Source organism: Microbispora bryophytorum (assembly GCF_043197435.1).
Lineage (GTDB): Bacteria > Actinomycetota > Actinomycetes > Streptosporangiales > Streptosporangiaceae > Microbispora > Microbispora bryophytorum.
Map to the genome: position 1 here is coordinate 765,620 of NZ_JBICTF010000002.1, position 24,238 is coordinate 789,857.

The window sequence follows — 24,238 nt, forward strand, 5'->3', positions numbered from 1 at the left end:
CGGATCACGCGCACGCGTGCGTGTGATCCGCCCGCTTGTCCATGCGTCGGCCGGGGTCAGGCGCGTTGGAACCGGGCCCCCCACTCATGGATTTGGTCGAGCAGTTCGGGCGGGTGGAGGATGCGGAACTCCGCGTCGGCCATGCCCAGTGCCATGGCCGGCCAGTGCAGAGACGGGGTGACCATCCGCATCCGGCAGCGTTCGGCGTCGACCTCCTCGACCGTGCACCATTGGCCGATGCGTTGGCGCACAGTGACCGCCGGAGCGTCGACGAGCGCCTCCACCCGGTACGAACGGGGCAGGTTCTCCATGGCGGCGCGGACGAACGCGGCGGCGTCGGCGGCGGGCAGGTCCCGGGGACGGAATCGGGAACCGGCGCCCTCAGGCTCGGTCAGCCGGTCGACCCGGAAACTCCGCCAGTCGTGCCGGGTGAGGTCGTACGCGACCAGGTACCAGCGGCGGCCGAGCCGGACCAGCCGGTGCGGCTCGACGTGCCGGTCCGTCCGCCGGCCGTCCGCGGGGGTGTAGGTGAAGCGAAGCCGTTCATGGTCGCGGCACGCCAGCGCGACCGTGGTGAGCACGTCCGGGTCGACGCTGGTGGCGGCCTGGCCGTCCCACCCGGCGGGTACGGTCATCGTGCGCAGCGCCTCGACCCGGTGCCGCAACCGGGTGGGCATCACCTGCACCACCTTGGCCAGCACCCGCACCGAGGACTCGGCGATGCCCTCCACCGCCCCCTGGACGGCGGTCTGCAGTCCCACGGCCAGCGCGACCGCCTCCTCGTCGTCGATCACCAGCGGCGGCAGCGCGGCGCCCGCGGCGAGCTGGTAACCGCCGTCGGCACCGCGCTGCGCCTCGACCGGATAACCCAGCTCACGCAGCCGGTCGATGTCCCGGCGCAGGGTGCGAACGGAGACTCCCAGCCGTTCGGCCAGTTCACTGCCCTGCCAGTAGCGGTGGGTCTGGAGCAGGGAGAGCAGTCGCAGCGTCCGTGTGCTGGTGTTCGCCATGGTGGCGATTGTCTCGTCGATTCAGGTCAGAAAGTGACCGCTATGACTCCTAACGTGGCACTCGACCGAAGCGGAACGACGGAAGGCAGAGGACTGTGACCGGCAACGAGCTGACCACTCCCGACCTCACCGACGCGCCGGCCGTCACCGGCGAGCGCGCGGACCTGCTGGCGGCACTGGCCCAGAGCCGGCACTTCCTGCGCCTCACGACCCGCGACATCACCGACGAGCAGGCCGCGCAGCGGACCACCGCCAGTGAGCTCTGCCTGGGCGGGCCGATCAAGCACGTCACTCTGGTCGAGCGGAGCTGGACGGGCTTCATCCTGGACGGCCCGTCGGCGATGGGCGACGCCACGGCGATGACCGAGGCCGACTGGGGCCGACTGGGGCCAATGGGCCGACAAGTTCCGGATGCTGCCCGGTGAGACACTCGCCGCTCTGCTCGCCGCCTACGCCGAGGTGGCCCGCCGTACGGACGAGCTGGTGGCCACCCTGCCCGACCTGGACGCGGACCAGCCACTGCCGAAGGCCCCGTGGTTCGAGGCCGGCGCGCGGTGGTCGGCCCGCCGAGTGCTGATGCAGATCGCCGCCGAGACCGCCCAGCACGCCGGCCACGCCGACATCATCCGCGAGTCCCTGGACGGCGCCAAAAGCATGGGGTGACACGGAGCATGGGCGGACACGGCGCCTGACATGGTGCATGGGGGGACACGGAGCGGCCGGCTCCGCCGGCGTTCACTCGGTCAGCCGAGCCGCCGCCTTTCGCGCTGCTCGCAGGATCTCTTCGGAGAGAGGGGAGCCCGCCGTCGCCCGCGCGAGCAGGAGAGCGCCCACAAGGGTGGACAGGGCCGCCAGGCCGGTGTCCTCCGGAGCGATCCAGCCGGCCATGTCGCGAATTCCGGCGGCGTAGGTGTCGCGCCATTCCGGTTCCCGGGCGAAATCACCGGCGAACCCGGCTGCCGGGCATCCGCTGCCGGGATTGTCACGTGTCTCGGGTGACAAGTAGGAGTCGATGAGCGACGACCACGCGGCATCGTGACCGTCGTGGGTGTCGTCCATGGCCTCCAGACGCCGCAGCATGTCGGAGAAGGCCTCGGCCGTGGCCTCGTCGACGAGCGCCGTCTTGGAGGCGAACTGCTTGTAGAAGCCGCCCTGCGTCATGCCGATCGACCGCATGACGTCGGCGACGCTCACCTCGCGCACCCCCTTCTCGCGGAAGAGGCGCGAGGCGGATTCCACCACACGCTTTCGGTTGGCCCGGGCCTCGGCCTGCGATACTCGGCTCATCTTCGATCCCTCGTCGTTTCGATTCACACGAGAACGTGTCGGAGGCTTCATCCCAGGCGTCCCGATCTGGCCGCGCAAATTAGATTATAGCCAAAATCTATGCGCGCCGCCGCATGTTCCGGAGACCCCTTGGGGCGCACCCGAGCACCACCCGATCACGTACGAGGCATAGCCTTCGTGGCCGACGCCAGACCCCGGACTCGCCGGCACGGCCAGGGGATCGCCCGAGAGCACCGTGAGGTGCGTCACGAAACCGGTCATATGGGAGCCTTTGTTAGATTACATCTGTAATCTAAGTGTCGCTGCGCCGGGCCTGTGTGCGCAGCCACTCACCGAAAGGTTCGACATGAGCACCTACCTGATCAACCACCTCCGCATCCCCGGGGACGTCCCGAACGACGCGGGCCTGTCCTACCTCGAACAGGTCGAGGCCACCGTGAAGCCCTACGGCGGCAGGTGGCTCGCCAACGGCGAGGCCAGCGTCGTGGAGGGAGCGTGGCCGGGCCTGGTCGTCCTCATGGAGTTCCCCGACCGTGCCGCCGCCGACCAGTGGTACAACTCGCCGGAATACCAGGAGATCCTGCCCCTGCGTCTCAACAACGCCATCTCCGATGTCGTACTGATCGACAGCCTTCCTGCGGACTACACCGTGCGGGGATTCGCCCAGCAGGTCCGGGCGGCCGTTCAGGCGGCTTCCGACTCCCACAACTGAGCGGCAAGGAGACGGGCGTACGGCCCCGATCCGCTTGCCGGGGCCGGCCCCCCGGGCCCCTGCCGGAAGAAGCCTTCGAGTTCAGCAGGCGTCACCGATCGCCGGCCGAGATACAAGGGATGACGAATGAGTTCCACCACCTCCCGCCCCATCGCGCGGGGCAGGCATGAGATCGACATCGAGGGCACGCGGCAGGTCTTCCATGTCGCGGGCACCGGGCCGGTGTGCCTGGTGCATTCCGGCGGTCCGGGCATCGCCTGGGAGTACCTGCGGCTGCCGGCCCTGGAAGAGCACCTGACCATGGTGTATCTGGAGCCGATCGGCACGGGATCCTCCGGCCGCCTCGACGACCACCGCGACTACCGGATCGACACCTATACCCGGTTCGTCCATGGCGTGGTCGAGCATCTGGGCGTGCCCACGGTCTTCCTGCTCGGCCATTCGCACGGCGGATTCGTCGTCCAGCGCTACGCGCTCGACCACCCGGACCGCGTCGCCGGGGCGATCCTCTACTCCACCTCGCCGGTGACAGGAGAGGAGTTCTGGGCCGACGCGATGGCGAACATCAGCGGGTTTCCGCAGCGACTCCCGCACCGGCCCGCGGCCGGCGAGATTCCGGACGCGTTCCAGCGAGCGCTGGCGGCGCAGGACGACGAGGCGTACACCACCTCCCTACGGGAGATCCTCCCGGCGTACTTCGCCGACTACTGGGCGCACGAGCAGGACCTGGAGCCGATGCGCGCCGGTCTGAACGCGTGGATCGGCCCGATGCACGGCGAGGAGCCCGCGCCGTTCGACGTGCGGGACCGACTGCCTGACTTCAAGGTCCCGGCGCTGATCATCTCGGGTGTGCACGACTTCTTCGGCGGCACGCGCTGGGCACGCGTCGCCCATGAGAGCATCGCCGGTTCCCGCCTGACGGTGCTCGAGAACAGCGGGCACATGGGCCATCTTGAGCAGCCTCAGGAGTTCGCCCGCGCGATCGTCGAGTTCGTTCGCGCCTGACCACCAGCCGTCGATGCCGGAGGCCGTCGGTGCCTCCGGCGTCGACGGCGCCACTCGGCGGCGTTTTTCGACGGTGCTCCTCGGCGGTGCTATTCGGTGGTGCTATTCGGTGGTGCTATTCGACGGCGCGCAGGTGCACGGGCAGCTCACGGTGACCGTTGCTGATGAGGGTGGGGATCGGCCGCAGTGCGGCGGCCGGCACCGCGAGTGACATGGCAGGGAAACGCTCGAAGAGCGTGCTGACGAGGCGAAGCCGGTCGGGGGACGTCAGCATCGCGAAGACGGCCTGGTCGATGACGTTGACGGTCGTCTCGCACCCTGCGTTGATCATCAGAACCAGCGTGTCGCGGAGCTCCTGATCCGTGAAGCCGGCGCCGGCCGACTCCTCGTCGCGTGCCGCGATGAGGAAGGAGGTCATGTCGTCGCCGGGGTCACTGCGCTTGGTGGCGATCAATTGATCGATGCGCTCGTACGGAGAAAGGGACCCTTAGGGCTGAACGCGACTCTTGACTCGAATCTCCACGATACTTTTCCCAGACTTGTCCGAATGTGGCAAATGGGTCAGAATCAGTTCAGTCTTCAACTACTTAGTTGGAGGGTCACTGCACGGATGAGGAGAGGCATGAAGCGCACCATCTCCGTTCTCGCCGTCATCACCGGCGCCCTCGGCGCCACGCTCACCGGCATCGGTCCCGCGTCCGCGGACACCCCCGCGGTCGACTGTTCCACGGGCGGGTACACCCGCGTTCTGAACAGCTACGTCCCCTCCAACATCGAGCGACCGGCCGTGGACGGTCACAGCTACAACATCGGCGGTCCGTCCGCGTACACGTACGAGGTCTGCCTCGACATCCCGGACACCGAGACCTTCACGATCGAGGTACGGATCTGGTCCAACGGGTCACAGACCGTGTTCACGGACGACCGGCCCGGGGACAAGGTCTTCCGCTACTCGATCGGCCCCAACAGCTTCTGGCAGGTCTACGGCACGTTGACCGGGCCCGGCAGCACCTACGTCTACTACACCTGGAACGAGAAGCAGCTCGCGGCCTGACTCGGAACGGGCCGGCTGCCACACTCGGCGCTTGGCGAGGCGGCCGGCCCTGCCGCTCCCCATCGGCCCACAAGTCCGCTTATCCCGGGTTCGAATTCCGTCTGATTCCGAACCTTTCAAGCCGCTCGGCGAGCGAATGAATGCGCAGTTGTGCACTCCGCTGCCGTACGAGGTCGCAACGGCCACTTCCGCGGCCTCAGCCCTTGAAGGCGCCGTTCATGATGCCGGCCACCATGCGCCGCCCGACGAAGACGAAAAGGACGAGCAGCGGGAGGGTGGCGAGGAAGGAGCCGGACATCGCGAGCCCGAGGTCGATGTTGAAGCTGTTCTGCAGCGCCTTGATCGCGATCTGGACGGTGTACATCTCCGGCGACTTCAGCACCACGAACGGCCACAGGAAGTCGTTCCACGCCGTGACGAAGCCCAGCAGGCCGAGCACGAAGGCCGCCGGACGCACCAACGGGAATGCGATGTGCCAGAAGGTCTGCCAGGTCGACGCCCCGTCGATGCGGGCCGCCTGGAGGATCTCGTCGCTGATGGCGGACGATATGTGCTGGCGCATCCAGAAGATGCCGAAGGCGTTGGCCAGGCCGGGGACGATCAGCGCCTGGAGGGTGTCCACCCAGTTCAGCGCCGAGATGATCATGTACTGGGGGACGATGGCGAGCTGGGTCGGCACGGTCATCGTCAGGACGACGAACAGGAACAACGCGTCGCGGCCACGGAAGCGCATCTTGGCGAACGCGAAGCCCGCCAGCGCGCACAGCACCGCCTGGCCCACGCCGATCGTCCCGGCCACGACCAGGCTGTTGACGATCGACCGGACGAACGGCACGGTCGAGAACACCAGGCCCGCGAGGTGGAAGAAGTTGCCGCCCGGCACGATCTCGGGCGGCAGCTTTATCGCCGTCGCGGTGTCGGTGGTGGCGACGATGAACATCCAGTACAGAGGGAACAGGCAGGCGAAGGCGGCGAGCGCGAGCAGCGCGTAGGCCCACCATCGGACCCGATCGCCGGAGCGTGGCCTCGTCGTGCGCATGATCGCCCCCTCAGCCCTTGACCGGGCGGATACGGGTGGACAGGAAGTAGTTGAGGCCGGCGAGTGCGACGACCATCACGAACAGCGCCACGCCGATCGCCGCGGCGTAACCGAACTTGAACTGGGTGAACCCCTGCTCGAACAGGAAGAGAGTGAGCGTCTGGCACTGGCGGATCGGCCCGCAGGTGTTGGCCGCACCACGGTTGATGAGCAGGGGCTCGGTGAAGATCTGCAGCCCGCCGATCGTCGAGGTCACGATCGTGAACACGATCACAGGGCGTAACGCGGGGAGGGAGATGTGCAGGAACTGCCGCACACCTCCCGCTCCGTCGACGGCGGCCGCCTCGTAGATCGCTCGGGGAACGGCCTGCAGGGAAGCCAGGTAGAGCAGCGTCGTGTAGCCGAACCACCGCCAGGTCACCATGACGGCGATCAGCACGTGGCTGCCCGTCACCGACTGGATGAAGTCGATGTGCTCGAAGCCCATGAGGCTGAGCAGCCAGTTCAGCAACCCGTAGTCGCGGTCGAACATCTGGGCGAACACGATGGCCGTGGCGGCCACCGAGGTGATGTACGGCACGAGCATCGTCATGCGGAAGAACACGGCGAGGCGCAGCCGTACGTGGTTGAGCATGTGGGCGAGCACCAGCGCGATCAGCAACTGCGGCACGGTCGACAGCAACCAGATGCTCACGGTGTTGCGCGCCGCGTTCCAGAACCGCGTGTCCGCGAGCAGCCGGCTGAAGTTGTCGAGGCCGACGAACACGTGCTCGCCGATCGGATTCCAGTCGAACAGCGCCACGTAGAAGGTGAACAGCAGCGGGATGAGGCCGAACACCGCGAAGATCACGAAGAACGGGGTGATGTAGGCGTAGGGGGCGATGATCTCGGTGAAACCGCGCCGCGCCGCGTCCACCGGCGGGGCGGGGGGCAGGCCCGCCTTGGTGGGGCTGATGCTCGTCGTCACGGTCTGCTCGCTTCCCCGCCGCCGGTGCGTGCCGTCGCGGACGGCTCGCGCCGGCGGCGCTCGTGAAGGGTCCTAGGTCGTGTCTGACACTCCCTAGCCGCCGATCGCGGCCTTGATGTTGGTCACCGCCGCGTCCCACGCCTTCGCGGGGTCACCCTTGCCCTGCTCGACGTTGGTGAGGGCGTTCGTGAACTCCGTGCCGATCGTGGTGCTGTCCGGCCCGATGAGGAACGGCTTGAGGCCGAGCAGCGAGTCGGTGTAGATCGTGCCGATCGATGCGCCGGAGAAGAACTCGTCCTTGGCAGAGGTGAGCTTGGGGTCCTTGTAGACCGACGGGGTCGCGGGCAGCGACCTGGCCTGGGCGAAGTGGTCGAGCTGGCCCTGCGGCGACTGCGTGGCGGCGATGTATTCCCAGGCGGCCTTCGGGTTCTTGGCGCCCTTGGGGATGGCGAGGAAGCTGCCGCCCCAGTTGCCCGAGCCGCCGGGGATCGTGGCGATGTCCCACTCGCCCTTGGTGTCGGGGGCGTTGTCGCGGATGGAGCCGAGCATCCAGACCGGTGCGGCGATGACGGCGAAGTCCCCCTTCTTCATCGCGGCGCTCCAGCCCTCGGTGAAGGTGCTCTGCTTGGCGGTGATCCCGGCGGCGACGGCCTTGAGCGCCTGGTCGAAGGCGGCTTTGACCTGGGGGCTCTGTTCGTACACCAGATTGCCCGCGGGGTCGTAGTACTTCTCCTCCCCCTGGTTGACCACCTGCGAGTAGACGCTCGTGGCGGCGTTGTCGACGAACGCCTTGCCGGTGGCCGCCGTGTACTTCTTACCGGTCTCGATGAAGGCGTCCCAGGTGGGCCAGAGCTTGGCCACCTCCTCGCGGTCGGTCGGCAGCCCGGCCTTCTTGAACAGGTCGGCGCGGTAGGCGATGGCCATGCCGCCGACGTCGGTAGGGATGCCGATGATCGAGCCGTCCTTGGCCGTGGGCTGGCTGATCACCCAGTCGAGGTAGTCGCCCTTGATCTTGTCGGCGCCCAGCGTGCGCAGGTCGACGAAGTTCTGCGGTTGCTGGACGAACTTGGGCAGGTCGTCGCCCTGGATCAGCACCAGGTCGGGCACCTTGCCGCCGGCCAGCGCCGTCGTGAGCGCCTGCGCCGTCTCCTGCGCGTTCCCCACCTCGGTCAGCTTGATCTCGACGTCCGGCCTCTTCGCCTTGTACTCGGCGGCGGACCCCTTCGCGTCGATCCCGGTGAACGACCAGAACTCGAACGACGAGCCGGCCGACGCGCCGGAGGAAGTCTCGGACGACGAGCCTGAGCACGCTGCCATGCCGAGGGCCGCGGTAACGGTTAACACGACCGCTGAGACGTTGCGAAACTTCACGGCGACCTCTTTTCGCTTGCTGTGGTCAGGGATTGATGTGCGGCCCGGCAGCGAGAGAGTGCGCTGCGCTCGCCGGGCACCTCCTACCTTCAGGACCCGTTGCGTGCCTGGAGCGTGGGACGGCGACGCTGCCGTGCTACTTCAGGCTCCGGACCGCGAGCGCCCGGACAGGTTCAGCAGCGCCATGCCGACCTGGTGTTTCACCTACAGAGCCTTCTGACATCACTCCTGAGCATGAAACTTTCGGGATGTCATGTCGATCAATGCTCCAGGACATTAGGCCTCTGCCGACCTGAGCGTCAATATTTCTGAGGTGACGCGTCTGAAACAATCGGCCCGCCGGTTTTATGTTTCGGGACCACGCCGCGCCCCTCCGCCGGGACGACGGAAGCGGCCCGCCCGGCAGGTCACCAGAACCGAAGGAGAGATCCGGCATCCACGTCAACATCCGGCCGGAGGAGCGCAAGCTGTGCCTGCTGGTGATGATCGGCTTCTGGTCCGCGCTGGACGAGGTGTTTGCGGGCCGGGGTGCTTGCGGGCCGAGGTGCTTGCTGGACGAGGTGCTTGCTGGACGAGGTGCTTGCGGGCCGAGCACGAGTGCACCTGCGCACCACCAACCCCACCGAGCCCACCTACGCCGCCGTCCGGCACCAGACCAACGTCACCAACCGACAAAAGATCCTGATCCACCGGTATTGACGATTGCTCCTTTCAGGATTATTAGCCGTCTCCGGTGGCGGTTTAGACCGCCTCCGGGTGGAATGAAAATTTCACCCACCACGCCGGTATTACGGCTCTGCAGGAATGACCCCCGACCTGGTGGCATCCCTGGCCTACCCTCGCGAGAGCTGCCATGGCGATAGGTTACCGCCGGGCCGAATCAGTGGCTCTCAATCGTCTGCCTGGACGCCTGGAGGCCGCGACAATAAATTCCTGTTCAATCCGCCAAAATCATAAAAGAGATGAGGTTGGAATTGAAACGTTCCAAAGTGCGTCGTGTCGTCAGCTCCGTCGCCATCGCCATCGCAACACTCGCGGCGATCCTGATGCCAGTCACTCCCGCGCACGCCGCCTACGGCCCAGACCAGACCGTGTCCCTTACGGTGAATTCGAACTCCGGCCCGTCGCTCACGCTCGCCCAGCTGACCGGCACGCTGGCCTTCGACAACGGGAACACGAAGTTCAGGTACGCCCTCCGGCTGTGCTGGGGGAGCGGGGCCTACCCCATGCCGAACTTCCACATCTCCATCAACGGCAATACCGCCCTCTATCCGACCCTGACAAGTACGACAACCGCCCCCTCCGGGTGTCAGGTGTCCCTGTTCCTCTACGACGGTGAATACACCCACTCCACCACCGTCGCGAACGTCACCTTGTACGTGACGGGCGGCTGGTTCTATCCCGGCAACACTTACAACAGCCGCACCAAGTCCGTGACCTACGACAACCCCTACAACTGACCCGTCCGAAAAGCCACCACTTCTGGACAGACACCGTGCAGCCTCGCTGAGGCAGCGTGTGCAGACAGCTTGCCGGCGCCGAAATACACGAGTTCCAGCGGAAGCGGGATCGTAGCCACTCAGATAGTCACGCACTCTCGCCAACGACCTTCGGCGAGAGTGCGTTTCAATCGGTGCAGCCCAGGGGATTCGAACCCCTGACTTCCTGCTTGCGATTCGGCCCGCTCACCAGGGACAACAGCCCCGCGATCAGCTTCTCCCCAGCCACCTCGTCCAAGGCCCGGCGCCGATCCGGGTCCTCCTCCCAGGTGGCCTCCGCCCAATACGAGGAAGCCTCGGGACGCCCCTCGCCGACTCCGGCGCACCACATTCGTGATCGTTGAAGAGGTACGTGTCCACCATCGCCGCTTTCAGATTGGCTGTCCCGGTCCCGATGGACGTATCCACAAAGGCTCCACGATCTCGCGACCAAGACGGACGCCGACCGCCTTGAGTCTCGAGTGGCTCGAAGGTGCAGGCTCGTCCTCGTGAGTGACGGAACAGAGCTGTACACCGTAGGCCAACTCGCTCGGCGTAGCGGTCTTTCGGTGCATACCATCCGCTTCTGGTCCGACAACGGCCTGATAGTTCCGACCGAGCGCTCGGCCGGCGGGTACCGCCTGTACGACGCCGCCGCCGTGGCCCGATTTGACCTGGTCCGGACGCTGCGCGAACTCGGTATCGGACTGGAGGCCATCAAGAAGATCCTGGCGCAGCAGGCAACGGTGGCTGAGACGGCCGAGGTACACGCCCGAGCGCTGGACGCGGAGATCAAGGCTTTGAAGCTTCGCCGCGCCATCCTCCGCACGATTGCCAAGCGCGGCAGCACAACCGAGGAGACGGTTATGACGCACAAACTCGCCCAGGTGTCCGCCACGCAGCGGCAGCAGGTCATCGACGAGTTCATCGAAAGCACGTTTGCGGGGATCACTCTGGATGACGACGCCAAGGTGGTTGCACAGTGGATGCGAGAGCTGCCCGATGAGCTGCCGGATGACCCGACGCCACGCCAGGTCGACGCCTGGATCGAGCTGGCCGACCTGGTGACCAGCGAGGACTTCCGGCAACGGCTCCGGCAGATCGCACTGGCCGGCACATCATCGGTCGCCTCGCGCCACGGCTATGAGCTCCGCGCATTGACCCTGGAGCACGCTGACCGGGCGGTAGCCGAATCGATCGCACCGGCCTCGGCCGAAGGCCGGTCGGTCCTGAATCGAATCATCGACCCCGGTACGCCGGCCGGTGAGCGCAGCGAGCTGCATCAGTGGCTTGAGACCGTCGCCGACGCCCAGGTGGAGCGCTACTGGCAGTTGATAGCCGTGCTCAACGGCCGTGAGCCCGATCCATCGGCCATGCCCGCTTTCACCTGGTTGCTTGCCGCCATGCGCGCCCACGGCTGAGCCGCCCGTCCTCGTCGTTGCCACCCACCATCGCAAGAGCGCCAAGGCGGCTGACGATCAAAGCAATGGCGCTGACGGCCCCGCGACCAGGCTCACCACCTGCCCGACCGGAGCATTCCCTCGCGGGAGGGATGTCAAGATGGGTGGCTTCGGCGATGTGCCTGAGGTGCCGTTTCCAGGAATCTGAACCACATGTTGGGCAACATCATCGCCGTTGTGTCGTCGGCGGTCATCGCCGCAGGAGTGGCGATCGCACCAGCGCATGCCGGAAGAGCACGAAGGCCGATCAACGGTCAAAACCCAGGCAGGGAAAACGTTCCCTGCCTGGGCTGACTCCTATCGTCGCGACTGCTGGTCAGCGTCGCGCTTCGTCGGCTGTGGCTCAGAGTCCTCCACGAAGCGAGGACGGCAAGCGAACCAGCCGGCGATCACCCCTGGGACGGCGGTCGCAGCGAGCACCAGGAGCGAGACCGACCATGATCCGGTCGCCTCGCGCAGAAGGCCCAGACCGATCGGGCCCAGGCACGCCAGCCCATAGCCGATGCCTTGCACGAAGCCCGACACGGCGGAGGCCGTCTGCGGGCTCTTGGTTCGGCGGTTGATGAGGGTCATGCAGAGCGGGAAGGTGCTCACTCCGATTCCCAGCGCGCACATCCACATCAACGTGCCGTCGAGCGGGGACAGGAGCAGGCCCAGGTATCCCGCTACCAGGAAGATCGCGCACCCGACGACCACGATGAACGGGTTCGTCATGCGCGTGGCCAGGTGCGGAACCACCAAGGCCGCGAGCATGCCCCATGCCGAGTAGAGCGCGACCATGGAGCCGCCCAGGGCCGCACTGCCTCCTGCGTCGGTGAGCACTGCCGGGACCCAGGTGATGATCCCGTAGTTGGACAGCGAGATCATCGCGAAGAGGATCACCAGGCCCCAGACGGTTGATGATCGGCTGATCCTCGGTCCCGCATCGGTCGCCGTCACGGCCGTGGGCGCGTGGTGATCGGCGGGCAGCCTGACTGCCAGGATGAGCCAGACCACACCGGCCACAGCAGCTGGTCCCGCCCAGATCCCTACCGAGAACCGCCACGTCGCCGCCTCTGCTACCGGGACCGCGAGGAGCGGGGCGATGAACTGGCCCGCCTGCATGAGGATCAGGTAAAGCGAGGTCCCCAGGGCCAGCCGATCGGCGAACCATGCCTTCACCAACGGAACGACCACGACGTTCGCGGCTCCGATTCCGGCCAGTGCCAGCACGGTCGAAAGGACCAGCAACACGGGCGTTGGAGAGAAGGCGCGCATCAGGAGCGACAGAGCCGTCAGTCCCAGCGCCACAGTGGCCGTGCGCTCGAGTCCGAACTTCCTCGTCACCGCTGGGGCGAGAAACCCGAAGATGCCGAAGGACACCGCCGGCACAGTGCCGAGCAGGCCGGACAGCGTCACCCCGAAGCCGAGATCGGCTCCGATGATCTCCAGGAGCGGAGTGAACCCGGTCACGGCCGTTCGCAGGTTGACCGCCGTCAGGGCGATGGCGAGCCAGGCCCACAAGGTCAGACGCCTACGGTGTAACGGAACGACCGATGAGGAGAGCAATGCCACGTTATACTCCGGTAGAGGTCAGCAGATGATGGGATTATGGGATGAGTTGCGAAGAGTCTGACACGCAACAGCCGATGCGTCGAGTGGGACTCATCGACCAGGCTGCCGAGCGCTTCCGCGAGGAGGTGGCCTCTGGACGCTGGCCGGTCGGTGAGCGGATACCGACCGAGGCCGCACTGGTGTCGGAGTTCGGGATCGGCCGGAACACGGTGCGCGAGGCGGTGCAGTCGCTGGTGCACGCAGGTCTGCTGCGCCGTGAGCAGGGCCGCGGCACCTTCGTCATCTCCGACTCCGAGCTGACCGGCACTCTTGAACGTCAGCTCGCCGGTGGCACCCGTCGCCACTACCTGGAACTACGCCTTGCCCTTGACAGCTCTGCAGCGTCACTGGCCGCATCGAACCGCTCAGATGCCGACGTCGAACTGCTGCGCGAGCTGCGCGACCGTCGAGAAGCGAGCTGGTCGACCAATGATCTCGACCAGCGAGCGAGCGCGGACCTCGCCCTGCATCGCGCGATCGTGGCAGCGACGCACAACCCTCTCTACGTCAAGCTGTACTCCAGCATGCTCGACGTCTTCGCTGCCCACATGCGCGACGAGAAGAGCGAGGACGAGGACGCGGCACACCGCTATCACCACGAGCTGGTCGAGGCGATCGCGGACCGGGACGCCGACCGTGCTGCCACGAAGGTGGCTTCCATCTTCAAACCCTTCATGCGCTGAACCACGCAATCGCCACCCGCTCGGGCGAGGCGTCTTTGACGATTGCCCCGCAACGCGAAGCGCCCGCAGCAGGCGGTACGGGCCGTGTTGCCGTACGGGCCGTGTTGATGACGGCCGTCTAAGAGGACAAGCTGGGCCGGAACCCCTGCCGGATCACGGGCGGACAACGAGCAGACGCCAGAGCGGCCCATCTCACCATCGCCCAGGTCATCGAGCCGGCCGACCGGATGGCCGACCGGCGCATACGCGCGCTGATCCTGCTGACCACCTTCGCGAGCCTGGGGTGGGTGAGGTGATCGCGCTGCGGCGCTCGGACATCGACCTCAAGGCGCGGATGGGGCACGACAGCGACCGGGCCGCGCTCATCGATCAGGGAGGCGCTGTTTTTCGAGGTGGAGCCTAGGGGATTCGAACCCCTGACTTCCTGCTTCAAATCCGCCTGATCACCAGGAACAACGGCCCCGGCCTGGGCGAGGGGCAGTCCGCGAGTGACCGCGGCTGACCCCTGATGACCGCCCTTGATGGCCCACTAATGGCCCGGCGATCATGTTCGCGACCTGCAGCGGCCGCCCAAGCACGGCCCGTCCCCTGGTTCACCCTCGTGTGCTTGATCTGGTGCCTATACAGGTAACGCCGGTTCCTGCGGGATGAGTACGCCCTGTCCCTTCCAAGATGGTCAGGCCGGGTGCGCGGGTGGCCGCGGCTGTGGCGGGGGGACGCGGATACGGTCGACAACCGGAATCATCATGTCGCGGTCCACCGAGCCCCTCGTGGGTGAACGGGCACGGTGGCCTCCCCGCAAGGCTGTCTCGTCGGCACGCCATAGGTCCGGTAGGGGATCGCGTCTTAGGAGGCGACCAGAGGAGATCTGTTGAACAACGAGCAGAAACGCGACTTCGCCGACTTCGTGTCGGCTCGGTCGGACAGCCTGATAAGGCTCGCCTATGTCCTCACCCACGACCAGTACGCGGCCGAGGACCTGCTCCAGACCGCGCTGACCAAGACCGCGGGCCGCTGGAACAAGATCCGCGACAACCCCGAGGCGTACGTGCGGAAGGTCATGTACCACGAACAGGTCAGCCGCTGGCGAAGTCCCCGCTGGGGCAGGGAGAAGGTGGTGGAGTCGCCCCCTGAGCGGATGACGGGCGATCGCACGGCCCAGGTGGACGACCACCTCACCCTCCAGCAGGCTTTGCGCGCGCTGCCACCGCGCAAGCGCGCCGTGCTGGTGTTGCGTTACTACGAGGATCTCCCGGAATCCGAGGTCGCCAAGATCATGGGCTGCTCGGTGGGAACCGTACGCAGCCAGACCCATCACGCTATTGCCCGGCTCCGCGAACTGGTCCGCGAACCCGTCATGCAGGAGGTCTGGAAATGAACGTCGACGAAACAACGATCGCCACTGAGCTACGGCGGCTGGCGGACGCCTCCCGCTCCGTGAACGGCCAGGCCATGGCGGCCCGGGCCGTCGCGGGGTCCAGACGCCGCCGCCTGAGCTGGACGCTGGCCGCCGGCGCGCTCGCCGCCGCCGCGGCCGGGACGCTGGTCGTGGTCCCCATCGCCCGGAACACGACCATCGTCACGGCGGATCCGCCGGCGAGCGGCCCCGCCGGCCTGCCGACGAACACCCCCGTGCAGCTCCAGGCCGTACGGGACTGCATGCCGCTGGGAGGGCCGGTGGACGGCATGGACCCCCGCAAGCGGTACCCGCTGGACGCCGACGTCAAGGACTTCCGCGAGCTGGTGGTGTACCGCGACGCCGTCGGCTCGACCGCACTCGTCGGGAGCAAGGCCGGCTTCGTCCTCTGCACACCGCAGAAGTACAAGGAGGCGTTTCCCAGCGTCCCCGTCTTCACCCCTTGGGGATCCACCCCGCCCGGCAACCTCAACGCGGGCGTCTCCGGACCGCTGACCGTGGACGCGTACACGACGGGGACCGACTCCAACGCCATGTCGGACGACGACCAGAGCGGCGGCGGCTACCGCGTCGCGGCAGGGCGCGTGACGCAGGAGGTGACCCGCGTCGAGATCGACTGGGCGGACGGCAGGCACACGGACGCCGTAGTGGCCAACGGCTTCTTCATCGGGCGGGTGCCGGCGCGCCTGAAAGCGGACGGCAAGCACCTCGACACCCCCGCCGTGACCGTGACCGCGTACGACGAGACGGGCCAGGTCATCAGCCGGAAGGCGGAGGTCCTCTTCGCCCCTCTCGGTCCCGATTACGACAACGCGGACTGAACCGGAACATAAATTGGGCGGATATGGCTAAGCCGGTCAGCGTGGGGGCGCGACCGGCTCCGCCGCCCAGCTGTCGTACTAGGAAACCCGTGTAACCGATGTCGATAGGGGAGGGCTGGCACGAGACCAGACTCGTCTCTACGACCGCGAGCGGGCGTCCGCGAGTGACCGTGAGCACCCCCTGTTGGCCGCCCATAATGGCCTGCTAATAGCCCGACTTTGCGGCCCCCACATCCCGACGATGGATAGCGTGGTGCTACTTGGTGGCACCGGATAGCACGCCCCCTCCACACTTGTGGGGTGAGCATCTCTGAGCCTGAACGGTCCCATCAGATCTCGCAGCGCGATCTCCGCAACCGCTCTGCAGAGATCATGGATGGCCTGGAACGCGGCGAACGGTACGCCGTGACTCGTAATGGCCACCACATCGGCGACCTCGTGCCGATTCGTCGCGGGCACCGGGCCGTCTCACGAGCGGAGTTCGCCGCCTTGTCCCGAGGTATGCCGCGTCTCGATGACCGGAAGTACCGCGAGGACACAGACCGACACGTCAACGACGAGCTCTACGACCCCTACGATCGCGCGTACGGCAGAGGCGAGTTCACCGAGGGCGGGCAATGACCCTCACGCAAGGGCTGCTCGACACCAACATCCTCATCCTGCGCGCTGGGATCAACCCGGACGAATTGCCCGACGAGATGACGATCAGCGCCATTACAACGGCAGAGATGTCGGTCGGCGTACTCGTGGCGTCCGGGCCGCAGGAACTCGCCCAGCGGATGAAGATCTTGCAGGCCGCCGAGGCTGAGTTCGACCCGCTTCCCTTCGACGAAACCGCCGCCCGTGAGTACGGCCAACTCTGGACCGCTGTCATCGCCTCAGGCCGCAAACCGCGTCCCCGCATAGCCGATTACATGATCGCTTGCGTGGCGATCGCCAACCAACTGCCGCTCTACACCTGCAACCCAAAGGACTTCAAAGGCTTGGATCATCTGCTCAACGTGGTTCCAGTCACTCGACCCCGGCGAGACGGCACGTGACCGCGCCTACCATAAGTTGCTTCCGCCCGCAGGAACCAAATCAAAGCGCGGGCGGGGAAAACAGTCCCTGGCCTGGGCTTTGAGTGGGTGGAGCCGACCCCTGACTTACTGCTTGCAAATCGGCCTGATCACCAGGGACAACGGCCCCGACCTGGGCGAGGGGCAGTCCGCGAGTGACCGTGAGTGCCCCCTATTGACCGCCCTTGATGGCCCGCTAATGGCCCGGCGATCACGCTCCCGACCTGCCGGCGGGTGCGGGCCGCAACCCCTGGTCCGCCCCGTCCTCTTCGTAGCCCCGACACCCAGGACGCGACCCGTTTCAAGGGTCGCGCGCGCTGCAGACCGGAACCCCCTACCTACAGAGGTTGTGTCCGACATAATATGGGCATGAAAAAGTTGCGCTTCTACCGGTCGGCGCGGAAGCACCGCATCGGACAGGCGCATGCCTTACATGTCGTCCGATCTGGGCCGCCAGCGATCGTCCCGGCCACCGACCCGACGCTGGAGGACCGATGGGTCTGGATCGGCCCCGATGATCGGGGCATAGAGCTGGAGGTGATCGGCATCCTCACCGAAAAAGCTTTAGTGATCATCCACGTGATGCCAACCGCGCTACGGAGAAGGACGCCATGACTGAGCACGAGGCAGCCTGGCCACCCGAAGACATCGAACTCGCCCTGGACCACGACTCCGATATCGACAGCGGCTCTGAAGAGATCTACGACGCCAAAGGCAACCTGATCAACGACGAGTACGTACGGGATGCAATCAGCGACGTTCATCGCGCGATCGACGAGGGCCGCGTACCCGTGCCTACCGGCCGCCCCGGACGTCCATCGCTCACAGGCGAGGGCACACATTCCCCAAGGGTCTCCTTCAGAGTTCCAGAGGAGTTGCGTGAACGCGCGAAGGCCCGCGCCGAGCAAGAAGGGAAGAGTGTGTCGGCGCTGGCACGGGAAGCCTTTGAGCAATTCCTCAGAGCGGGATGAGTCCGTGCGACGGACGAGCGACGGCACCGGGTGGCCAAGCAGCTCGACAGCCTCGCGCGAGGACAACTCAAGAGTGGATCGGGCACGCAACGGGCACGGAAGAGCGCGAAGGCCGAATAACGATCAAAGCCCCGGCACGGGGAACGGTCCCTGGCCTGGGCTTATGAGTGGGTGGAGCCTAGGGGATTCGAACCCCTGACTTCCCGCTTGCAAAACGGCCTGATCACAGCGGAAACGGCAACCACCTGGACAGGAAGCCGCTCGCGAGTGACCGTGAGTGCCCGCTATTGACCGCCCTTAACCAATGGCACGCTAATGGCACGGCGGTCCTGCCGCCGACCCTTGTTCTAGCCTCGTCAGGCGGGGATCCTCCGAGTCCCGTCCACCTGCGGTTGAAGTGACCGGCTACCGCCTGGTGAACTGGTTGCGTGATCGGGATGACGCTGTGGGAGCGGCAGCTTCACCAAAGGGGTTCCGCTTCCGCACTGGCAGTCGCGCAAGACTGCATCGTCGTCCATGAACGACACACTCGGCTTGTCTGCCTGAATCGCCATGACGGCTCGGTCCGCTGGGACATCCCGATAGGAACGTGGCCGCGAGGAGTGGTCATCGCCAGCGACCGCTGTCTCTGTCCCGCGCAGGACAGCGATCAACTGTCCTGCGTCGATCTCATGACGGGATCGCTGGTGTGGCAGGTTGGCCTGCCAAGGTACTCGGGGCATGTCGTGGCCACCGCAGACGCGATCATCGTGGGCGGCTGGCGTGGTTACACGCCTATGGCGGGGTTCAACTCGGACGACGGACGGCCTTTATGGCTGACACAGCACCGCACGAACACGGTGCTCCCTCTGCCGTGGGGCGGCGGCGTACTGCTCGGGAGCGGCACGAAAGCGTGGCTGATCGATCCACGAGATGGCAGGGAGCTTGACCGGTGGCGCCTGCCGGAACCACTGGCGGACCCCGATAACCGCCCCGCGTTCACCCTCATCGACCCTGACCGTTGCCTAGCGTTATGCGGACCCCGGTCCCTTGTCAACATTCAGTTCTCGTCGGCTCTCGCGGATCGGCTCTTTCAGCATGATGCCGACCTCACGGCCTCGGCTGCCGAGTTCACCGGTGGTGTGATCTTGTTGCGGGAGCGGGGCGCCGGTTATGTCGCCGTCAACCCTGAGAACGGATCAGCGTTGTGGAACGTAGGCGTCGGGCAGCCACTCGCCGAAGGTGTCGGTCGAGACGACAAGGGGTTCGTGATAATCAGTCAAGGCGGCGTGCTCTTTCGCCTGAGTTCTGACGGGCACGTTCTCGAGCGGTCCTCATCGGCTGCCAGGGTTATCGCACTGCGCGACCTTGGAGCGGGAGAGGTACTTATGATCACTAAGGGAACGCTGCGGATGATCGTTATCGACCGCTCCAGCTAGACCACTCTCGCTACCGCAATCCGCTACTGCCAAGGCCACTTCCCGATCACGAGAGGTGGCCCCTGACGTGGGTGAAGCCTAGGGGATTCGAATCCCTGACTTCCTGCTTGCAAAGCAACCCAGGTAGGGGCGGGACCATGGGTAATACCCGCTCCTACCTGGGCTTACGGTCCGCGGTGATCCACCGTCGTCCGCCCCCGTCCGAGGCGGTTGTCACTCAGTTCGTCATCCAAGAGGAAAACACCACGGGCAGCCTTCGATCCTCCAGGAACGATTTTCCCGTTGCGGCGATTTCCAAGATCGCACGGTTGTTGAAGAAGAGACTCATCGCCAAGCCATCGACCCCCCAGGGCCTCCAGAGGTGCGGTAGGCGCCCCTGTGGGGATGACCGGCCTGCCGCGCCTTTGGAGGGAATGGTCAGCTGCCCTCGGGCGGGCCGAGCGGAGCCTCGGTGCTGTCGACCAGCTTGCAGTCGGCCACGGGTCCGTTGGAGACTCTCGCCCAAATACCGGCGACCGTCCTCTCCGGCTGCTCAGAGACGCTGAACTCCAGCACCGCGACCTGGCCGTCCCTGACGACCTTGGGGTCGATCGTGAAGCCGGACTCCTGACTCTCCGGTCCCGGCCAAACGGTGAGGGGAGCGTCTTCCTTGGATAGGAAGCTCTGACTACGAGGCTGCGGGCTGCACTTCTTGCCTCTGGGGATGTAGTCGACGACCGCGTTGAGCCCCATGTCTTGCAGGTCCGCCTGCAAGCCCTTGGGGTCCTTGGCTTCGTTGATGGTGATGAAAATGGTGCCATCGTCATTCTTGGAGACGGCGTAGGCCGCGCCACCGCCCAGAATCAGCGGGACGGCGATCGCCACGGCAGCGGCGGCAGCCAGCACCGGGGCCAGGAGGGCAGAGCGCAGCAGCCGCCGCTTCGGCTTGGCCGGCTGAGCTTCCTGGTGAATCTCGGTCATCACAAACTCCTTGAGCTGTCGGTGCCGGTTCCACGAGAGTTCGGGCTCCACCTGGTACGGCAGCAGCCGGGTCAGCCTTTCTCGCTCGTCCTCGTTCATCGGTACTCCTCCCTCGTGAACCGGGCCGCGATGTCGCGGTCACCTCTTACCTGTCGTGACGGCCGGGACGGTTCCCTTTCAGCCGCGAACTTCTCCAGCTTCTTTCGCGCCCGAGACAGCCGGGATCGGACCGTGCCCACCGAGATACCCAGCGCCTCGGCGGCCTCGACGTAACCGAGACCCGACCCGACGACCAGCGCGAACACTTCCTGCTCCTGGCGGCGCAGCGTGCCGTAAGCCCACCGGATCACGGCCAGCCGGTCGGCGTCGTCGATGCGTCCCGCCACCTCATCGGCGAGGTCGGGAACCTGCTCGGCTCTGGGCATGCGGGCCAGGGCGTCGTCGTAGCGGTAGGCGGCCCGCCGGGTATTGCGCGCGACGTTAGTGGCGATGCCCAGCAACCACGGCCGCAGCGAACCGCCATCGGCGTCGATCCGGTGGCGCAGCCGCCAGGCCTCCAGGAAGGTCAGGGACACCACGTCCTCGGCGACCGACCAGTTTCCCGTCAGCCGGAAGGCATGGCCGTACACTGATCGGGCAAACTCATCGAAGAGCTGCTCAAACGCCTCTGTATCCCCGCCACGTATCCGGGCACGTATCGACATATCCACACACAGGAACTGTCCGCAGCGCTCCCCGGGTTCCCAGAAAGCACAAAGAAGAAGCCTGGCGGCAGTGGCACCACAACACCTCTGCGAGGAGTTTCGATAGTGGGATCCCAAACCGGAGGAAGTGACGTTCGATGAGCTGGACGAGCGCTCGATGGAGGACGCGGAGGACGCGGCCGGTTACATCGGGCGCTGTGAAGGTCGGCGACTGGTCCGTGGTCATCGAACCAGGAAGGTGGAAGATCGCTGTCGACTCCGAGATAAGAGCCCGGATCTCATAGGGGATCGAGGTCATGTCGGCCTGCTGCCACGAATATGCCTCGGGCACCTTCACCTACGAGGTCGACGCCAAGAAGGAGAGCCGTGCTGAGAGCTAATGGCTCCCAACCGGCCCGTTGTGACATCCGGTGGCGCCCGTCACTACGAGACGTCAGAGGCCCGGCTGCTGTACTGCTGCTGCACAGCAGACACCTTTACTTCACAAGGGCACCCGGAAGCGGTCCATCGAAGACCTGCCGAGTGAGAACGACACCAGTGAGCAGGGCGGTCAGTACGAATAACGATCCGTGGTCGTCCGGGAGATCGAAATCTCCGTCAGGATCACTGTCCGGGTCGAACCCGGCTGCACGCATCTCTACGACGAAGCGATCGGGCTCGTCCCCCTCTCGAAAGTATGCGCTGAGAGGGTCGAACGAGGTCGTCACCCGGCCGTCGATCACGTGCTCGAACCTGCTCCACCCGTTGACGTTGCTGAAGATCGTGATGGTCTCGGTCTGCGCGGACAGAGCATCGGTGACGTCCGGGTCAACCAGATTGCAGTCGGCCACTTCGATGATCACGGTCCAGTCGCCTGACCGCCAGGCCCGGACCGCCTCAGGCAAGGGACAATCCTCGTTGGTGAAGAGATGGATATCCGCCTGCTCCGCACCCAGCCGACGCAGCGCCTCGGCCTCGTCGACACCTCGGACAAAGGTCAGACTCCACGCATGCCCGAGAACGCCATCCTCGTCCAGCCAATTGAAGTCGGCGCGACTCAGCTCGACCATTGTCCCTTTCCCCTGCTCGTCGCTCCTGGTGACGCTGGACAAATTAGTCGAACGCCCTCCAGTGAGGTTGGAGTCACTGGGCTGCCCCCGGCATGCTCGCCGCTGTGGTCGGGCGCGAACCTCGCCTCCCCCAGATTCCGCTGGCAAGCTGAGCGCCGGGTGGAGGCCGAACGACAGATGGCCAACGGCGAGAAGGAGAGCAGTGCTGAGAGCTAATGGCCCCTTAATGGCCCGGACACCGCTTCCCAAGATCAGGGAGGCGGTGTTTTGCGAGGTGGAGCCTAGGGGATTCGAACCCCTGACTTCCTGCTTGCAAAGCAGGCGCTCTGCCAGCTGAGCTAAGGCCCCTTGGCGGGCGCGAATGCGCGAAGGCGCAGATCCACAGGCCGCCGGTGCGTACACCGTAGCAACAGCCCGCACCCGAGCGCCACTCGATAGGCGCCGCGCCGCCCACGTTGCCCTCGGCATCGGGGGAGATCTTCAGAAACGAGCCGGCGATCAGGAGGCCGAGGTGACCACCGGCGACGCGCTGACCCCGTTGCCCAGGACGAGCCCGGGGAAGCCGGCGATGGAATCGATGATGTGGGTGGCGCCGCCGCCGAGCAGACGGTCCTTACTGTGGACGCCGGTGAGCACTCCGGCGACGATCGAGGCGCCCGCGCGCCGGCCGCACAGCATGTCGCTCTCGGAGTCGCCCGCCACGGCCACCTGCCGTACGTCGTCGACACCGGAACGCAGAACGGCGGTGAGCACCATGTCCGGGTAGGGACGGCCACGTCCGGCGTCCTCGGGACACAGTGCGAGGTCCAGCATGTCGACCCAGGTGAGGCTGCTCAGCACCCGTCCCAGCGTCGCACGGCTGAATCCGGTGATCAGGGCGATCTTCAAGCCTGCGTCGCGCAGCTTCGCGATGGTCTCGACGGTCCCGGGCAGCGGCACGAGACCGGACCGTTCGATTGCTCCCTCGTAGGAGCGCTCGAAGGTCAGGTTCGCGGCCTGCGCCTGGGCCTCGTTCCCGGGGAAGATGCCCCGGAAGACTTCGATCTGGGGACATCCCCGGGACCTGTGCACATGCACCATGGCACGGGCATAGGCGCTGGTCCCGGGGACGATGCCCTGCGTGGCGATCGCCTCGGCGAACGCCCGTTCCACCATTTCGATGTCACCGATCGTGGTCCCGGCCAAGTCAAGACAGGCCAGCTTCACGGGGCTCATTCCCGTACCCTTGCCACGATCAAGCACCATCCCTGGTGGTCAGTTCTCGCTGCCGGTGGCCTCGGTCCACAGGTCGAGCTCGGCACGGTCGGCCTGCACCTTGCGCCAGACCAGAAGTCCGCCGACGGCGACCAGAGCGAGAACAAGCAGCTTCTTCACGGTGTGACCCCACTTCTCGACGGTCTCACCTGCCGGGTGAGACAACGCCCGGTTCTACGGTTCCCTGCAGCCTAGCAAGGCTTCGACGCCCGGCCCGGATTGCCCGAAATCTCGCTGCACCACAATCATGATTACGGCTCGCCTGTCTGGCCCGCCGTCCGACCCTGGCGGCAGGGCGGCGAGATCAGAAGTGCCCAGCTCACAGTGGCGCTAACCATGCCTGCGGGCGGCGTCCGGAGAAAGAGGGAGGCCTGGTTTCGGTCAGGCGGTCCGCGCTCCGCTCTCAGCGGAAGTCAGATGTCGATCAGGGAAGCGCCACGGAGAGGCGGATCGTCGTTCCCTCGGCCCCCGTACGCACGACGAGGTCGGCCAGGCGGTTCATGAGCCACAGTCCGCGTCCCCCGAAGCCGAACCGCGTCGTCGTCTCCTCGCGCTCCAGCGCCTCGTCGGGAATGCCGGGACCTTTGTCGGTGATCTCAGCCACCAGCAATCCCGCCTCGCGCCACATGGCGATTCCCCGCGGCGGGGAGCCATATCGGACGGCGTTGGTGACCGCCTCGTGCACCGCAAGCACGAAATCCTCCAGGATCACGCCCTTGAGCCCGGCCTCCTGCGCCGACACCATGACGAGATGCCGCACCCTGGTGACCGAACTTCGGTCGAACTCCAGGCTGAGCAGGCTGCCCGCCAAGGTTCTCACCGCCCTCCTGCTTGCCCCACGGTGTGGTGGTACTCCATTTACCGCACACGCGCACCTGACACGTATTTTCAGGTACGGTTCGCGCCACACTCTTCTGCGGCGCGCGG

General features: G+C 66.0%; 28 protein-coding genes and 1 tRNA gene. 15 read left to right on the plus strand and 14 right to left on the minus strand.

The genetic code is table 11. The features are described from left to right. Nucleotides 1–56 precede the first annotated feature (56 nt). Complete coding sequence (locus tag ACGFIB_RS08515; protein ID WP_393369641.1) at nt 57–1,010, minus strand: helix-turn-helix transcriptional regulator; 954 nt, start codon at nt 1,008–1,010, stop codon at nt 57–59. Between the two features lie 95 nt (nt 1,011–1,105). Here ACGFIB_RS08515 and ACGFIB_RS08520 point away from each other — a divergent pair, with 95 nt between their 5' ends. Both ACGFIB_RS08520 and ACGFIB_RS08525 read left to right on the plus strand, forming a co-directional pair. Next, the gene (locus ACGFIB_RS08520) at nt 1,106–1,435 is read left to right on the plus strand and encodes a mycothiol transferase (protein ID WP_393369644.1); all 330 of its coding nucleotides are present in this window, start codon (nt 1,106–1,108) and stop codon (nt 1,433–1,435) included. Beyond that, nucleotides 1,422–1,673 (plus strand): mycothiol transferase, encoded by a 252-nt coding sequence (locus ACGFIB_RS08525; protein ID WP_393369646.1) that lies wholly within the window; start codon nt 1,422–1,424, stop codon nt 1,671–1,673. Before ACGFIB_RS08520 ends, ACGFIB_RS08525 begins: the two co-directional genes overlap by 14 nt. A gap of 72 nt (nt 1,674–1,745) precedes the next feature. Here the strand turns inward: ACGFIB_RS08525 and ACGFIB_RS08530 are convergent, their stop codons facing one another. Then, entirely contained in the window at nt 1,746–2,297 is a 552-nt protein-coding gene (locus tag ACGFIB_RS08530; protein ID WP_393369649.1) for a TetR/AcrR family transcriptional regulator, read from the minus strand. Between the two features lie 346 nt (nt 2,298–2,643). On the opposite strand from ACGFIB_RS08530, the gene ACGFIB_RS08535 reads away from it, so the two are divergent. Next, entirely contained in the window at nt 2,644–3,009 is a 366-nt protein-coding gene (locus ACGFIB_RS08535) for a DUF1330 domain-containing protein (RefSeq protein ID WP_142567989.1), read from the plus strand. Between the two features lie 126 nt (nt 3,010–3,135). After that, nucleotides 3,136–4,014 carry an alpha/beta fold hydrolase gene (locus tag ACGFIB_RS08540; protein WP_393369653.1) on the plus strand — a complete coding sequence of 293 codons (879 nt, stop codon included), beginning with the start codon at nt 3,136–3,138 and terminating at the stop codon, nt 4,012–4,014. A 115-nt stretch (nt 4,015–4,129) separates the two neighbouring features. Here the strand turns inward: ACGFIB_RS08540 and ACGFIB_RS08545 are convergent, their stop codons facing one another. After that, nucleotides 4,130–4,468, minus strand: a complete 339-nt coding sequence (locus ACGFIB_RS08545) for a cytochrome P450 (protein ID WP_393369656.1) — start codon at nt 4,466–4,468, stop codon at nt 4,130–4,132. Between the two features lie 168 nt (nt 4,469–4,636). Between ACGFIB_RS08545 and ACGFIB_RS08550 the strand changes: the two genes are divergently transcribed. After that, nucleotides 4,637–5,068 (plus strand): hypothetical protein, encoded by a 432-nt coding sequence (locus tag ACGFIB_RS08550; RefSeq protein WP_393369658.1) that lies wholly within the window; start codon nt 4,637–4,639, stop codon nt 5,066–5,068. A 196-nt stretch (nt 5,069–5,264) separates the two neighbouring features. Here ACGFIB_RS08550 and ACGFIB_RS08555 read toward each other — a convergent pair whose 3' ends face one another. The 3 genes from ACGFIB_RS08555 to ACGFIB_RS08565 form a co-directional block, all read right to left on the minus strand. Beyond that, complete coding sequence (locus ACGFIB_RS08555) at nt 5,265–6,107, minus strand: carbohydrate ABC transporter permease (RefSeq protein ID WP_142567994.1); 843 nt, start codon at nt 6,105–6,107, stop codon at nt 5,265–5,267. Between the two features lie 10 nt (nt 6,108–6,117). After that, entirely contained in the window at nt 6,118–7,074 is a 957-nt protein-coding gene (locus tag ACGFIB_RS08560; protein ID WP_357258225.1) for a carbohydrate ABC transporter permease, read from the minus strand. Nucleotides 7,075–7,167: 93 nt separating this feature from the next. After that, a complete protein-coding gene (locus ACGFIB_RS08565; RefSeq protein ID WP_223853778.1) occupies nt 7,168–8,391 on the minus strand; it encodes an ABC transporter substrate-binding protein in 1,224 nt (407 codons plus the stop codon). 1,016 nt (nt 8,392–9,407) lie between these two features. On the opposite strand from ACGFIB_RS08565, the gene ACGFIB_RS08570 reads away from it, so the two are divergent. Together ACGFIB_RS08570 and ACGFIB_RS08575 are read left to right on the plus strand one after the other, a co-directional pair. Next, on the plus strand, nt 9,408–9,905 hold the full coding sequence (locus tag ACGFIB_RS08570; RefSeq protein ID WP_142567998.1) for a hypothetical protein: 498 nt from the start codon (nt 9,408–9,410) through the stop codon (nt 9,903–9,905). A 527-nt stretch (nt 9,906–10,432) separates the two neighbouring features. After that, complete coding sequence (locus ACGFIB_RS08575; protein ID WP_357238243.1) at nt 10,433–11,344, plus strand: helix-turn-helix domain-containing protein; 912 nt, start codon at nt 10,433–10,435, stop codon at nt 11,342–11,344. A 336-nt stretch (nt 11,345–11,680) separates the two neighbouring features. Here the strand turns inward: ACGFIB_RS08575 and ACGFIB_RS08580 are convergent, their stop codons facing one another. Next, nucleotides 11,681–12,937, minus strand: coding sequence for an MFS transporter (locus ACGFIB_RS08580; protein ID WP_393369664.1), 1,257 nt, complete (start codon nt 12,935–12,937; stop codon nt 11,681–11,683). 83 nt (nt 12,938–13,020) lie between these two features. On the opposite strand from ACGFIB_RS08580, the gene ACGFIB_RS08585 reads away from it, so the two are divergent. The 8 genes from ACGFIB_RS08585 (at nt 13,021) to ACGFIB_RS08620 (ending at nt 19,344) form a co-directional block, all read left to right on the plus strand. Further along, nucleotides 13,021–13,659 (plus strand): FadR/GntR family transcriptional regulator, encoded by a 639-nt coding sequence (locus ACGFIB_RS08585; protein WP_357258219.1) that lies wholly within the window; start codon nt 13,021–13,023, stop codon nt 13,657–13,659. Nucleotides 13,660–14,530: 871 nt separating this feature from the next. Beyond that, entirely contained in the window at nt 14,531–15,037 is a 507-nt protein-coding gene (locus ACGFIB_RS08590; RefSeq protein WP_393369668.1) for a SigE family RNA polymerase sigma factor, read from the plus strand. Continuing rightward, nucleotides 15,034–15,897 carry a hypothetical protein gene (locus tag ACGFIB_RS08595; protein ID WP_393369671.1) on the plus strand — a complete coding sequence of 288 codons (864 nt, stop codon included), beginning with the start codon at nt 15,034–15,036 and terminating at the stop codon, nt 15,895–15,897. The genes ACGFIB_RS08590 and ACGFIB_RS08595 overlap by 4 nt, the downstream gene beginning before the upstream one ends. A 300-nt stretch (nt 15,898–16,197) precedes the next feature. Further along, nucleotides 16,198–16,518, plus strand: a complete 321-nt coding sequence (locus tag ACGFIB_RS08600; protein WP_393369674.1) for a type II toxin-antitoxin system Phd/YefM family antitoxin — start codon at nt 16,198–16,200, stop codon at nt 16,516–16,518. Further along, entirely contained in the window at nt 16,515–16,937 is a 423-nt protein-coding gene (locus ACGFIB_RS08605) for a type II toxin-antitoxin system VapC family toxin (protein ID WP_393369677.1), read from the plus strand. The genes ACGFIB_RS08600 and ACGFIB_RS08605 overlap by 4 nt, the downstream gene beginning before the upstream one ends. Before the next feature lie 387 nt (nt 16,938–17,324). Continuing rightward, complete coding sequence (locus ACGFIB_RS08610; protein ID WP_357258206.1) at nt 17,325–17,570, plus strand: hypothetical protein; 246 nt, start codon at nt 17,325–17,327, stop codon at nt 17,568–17,570. After that, complete coding sequence (locus ACGFIB_RS08615) at nt 17,567–17,926, plus strand: ribbon-helix-helix protein, CopG family (RefSeq protein WP_393369681.1); 360 nt, start codon at nt 17,567–17,569, stop codon at nt 17,924–17,926. Before ACGFIB_RS08610 ends, ACGFIB_RS08615 begins: the two co-directional genes overlap by 4 nt. Before the next feature lie 428 nt (nt 17,927–18,354). Then, nucleotides 18,355–19,344: an outer membrane protein assembly factor BamB family protein gene (locus tag ACGFIB_RS08620; RefSeq protein WP_393369684.1), complete on the plus strand. Its 990-nt coding sequence runs from the start codon at nt 18,355–18,357 to the stop codon at nt 19,342–19,344. A 417-nt stretch (nt 19,345–19,761) separates the two neighbouring features. Here the strand turns inward: ACGFIB_RS08620 and ACGFIB_RS08625 are convergent, their stop codons facing one another. The 7 genes from ACGFIB_RS08625 to ACGFIB_RS08655 form a co-directional block, all read right to left on the minus strand. Beyond that, entirely contained in the window at nt 19,762–20,403 is a 642-nt protein-coding gene (locus ACGFIB_RS08625; protein WP_357238249.1) for a hypothetical protein, read from the minus strand. After that, nucleotides 20,400–21,008 carry an RNA polymerase sigma factor gene (locus ACGFIB_RS08630; RefSeq protein ID WP_357238251.1) on the minus strand — a complete coding sequence of 203 codons (609 nt, stop codon included), beginning with the start codon at nt 21,006–21,008 and terminating at the stop codon, nt 20,400–20,402. Before ACGFIB_RS08630 ends, ACGFIB_RS08625 begins: the two co-directional genes overlap by 4 nt. Before the next feature lie 476 nt (nt 21,009–21,484). Then, the gene (locus tag ACGFIB_RS08635) at nt 21,485–22,057 is read right to left on the minus strand and encodes a DUF6461 domain-containing protein (protein ID WP_393369687.1); all 573 of its coding nucleotides are present in this window, start codon (nt 22,055–22,057) and stop codon (nt 21,485–21,487) included. A 275-nt stretch (nt 22,058–22,332) separates the two neighbouring features. Continuing rightward, nucleotides 22,333–22,405: transfer RNA gene (locus ACGFIB_RS08640), tRNA-Ala, on the minus strand. Nucleotides 22,406–22,555: 150 nt separating this feature from the next. Further along, nucleotides 22,556–23,272: an HAD family hydrolase gene (locus ACGFIB_RS08645; protein ID WP_142568003.1), complete on the minus strand. Its 717-nt coding sequence runs from the start codon at nt 23,270–23,272 to the stop codon at nt 22,556–22,558. Nucleotides 23,273–23,311: 39 nt separating this feature from the next. Beyond that, nucleotides 23,312–23,431 carry a DLW-39 family protein gene (locus ACGFIB_RS08650; RefSeq protein ID WP_208802288.1) on the minus strand — a complete coding sequence of 40 codons (120 nt, stop codon included), beginning with the start codon at nt 23,429–23,431 and terminating at the stop codon, nt 23,312–23,314. A gap of 304 nt (nt 23,432–23,735) precedes the next feature. Next, the gene (locus ACGFIB_RS08655; RefSeq protein WP_357238255.1) at nt 23,736–24,131 is read right to left on the minus strand and encodes an ATP-binding protein; all 396 of its coding nucleotides are present in this window, start codon (nt 24,129–24,131) and stop codon (nt 23,736–23,738) included. Nucleotides 24,132–24,238: the final 107 nt, after the last annotated feature.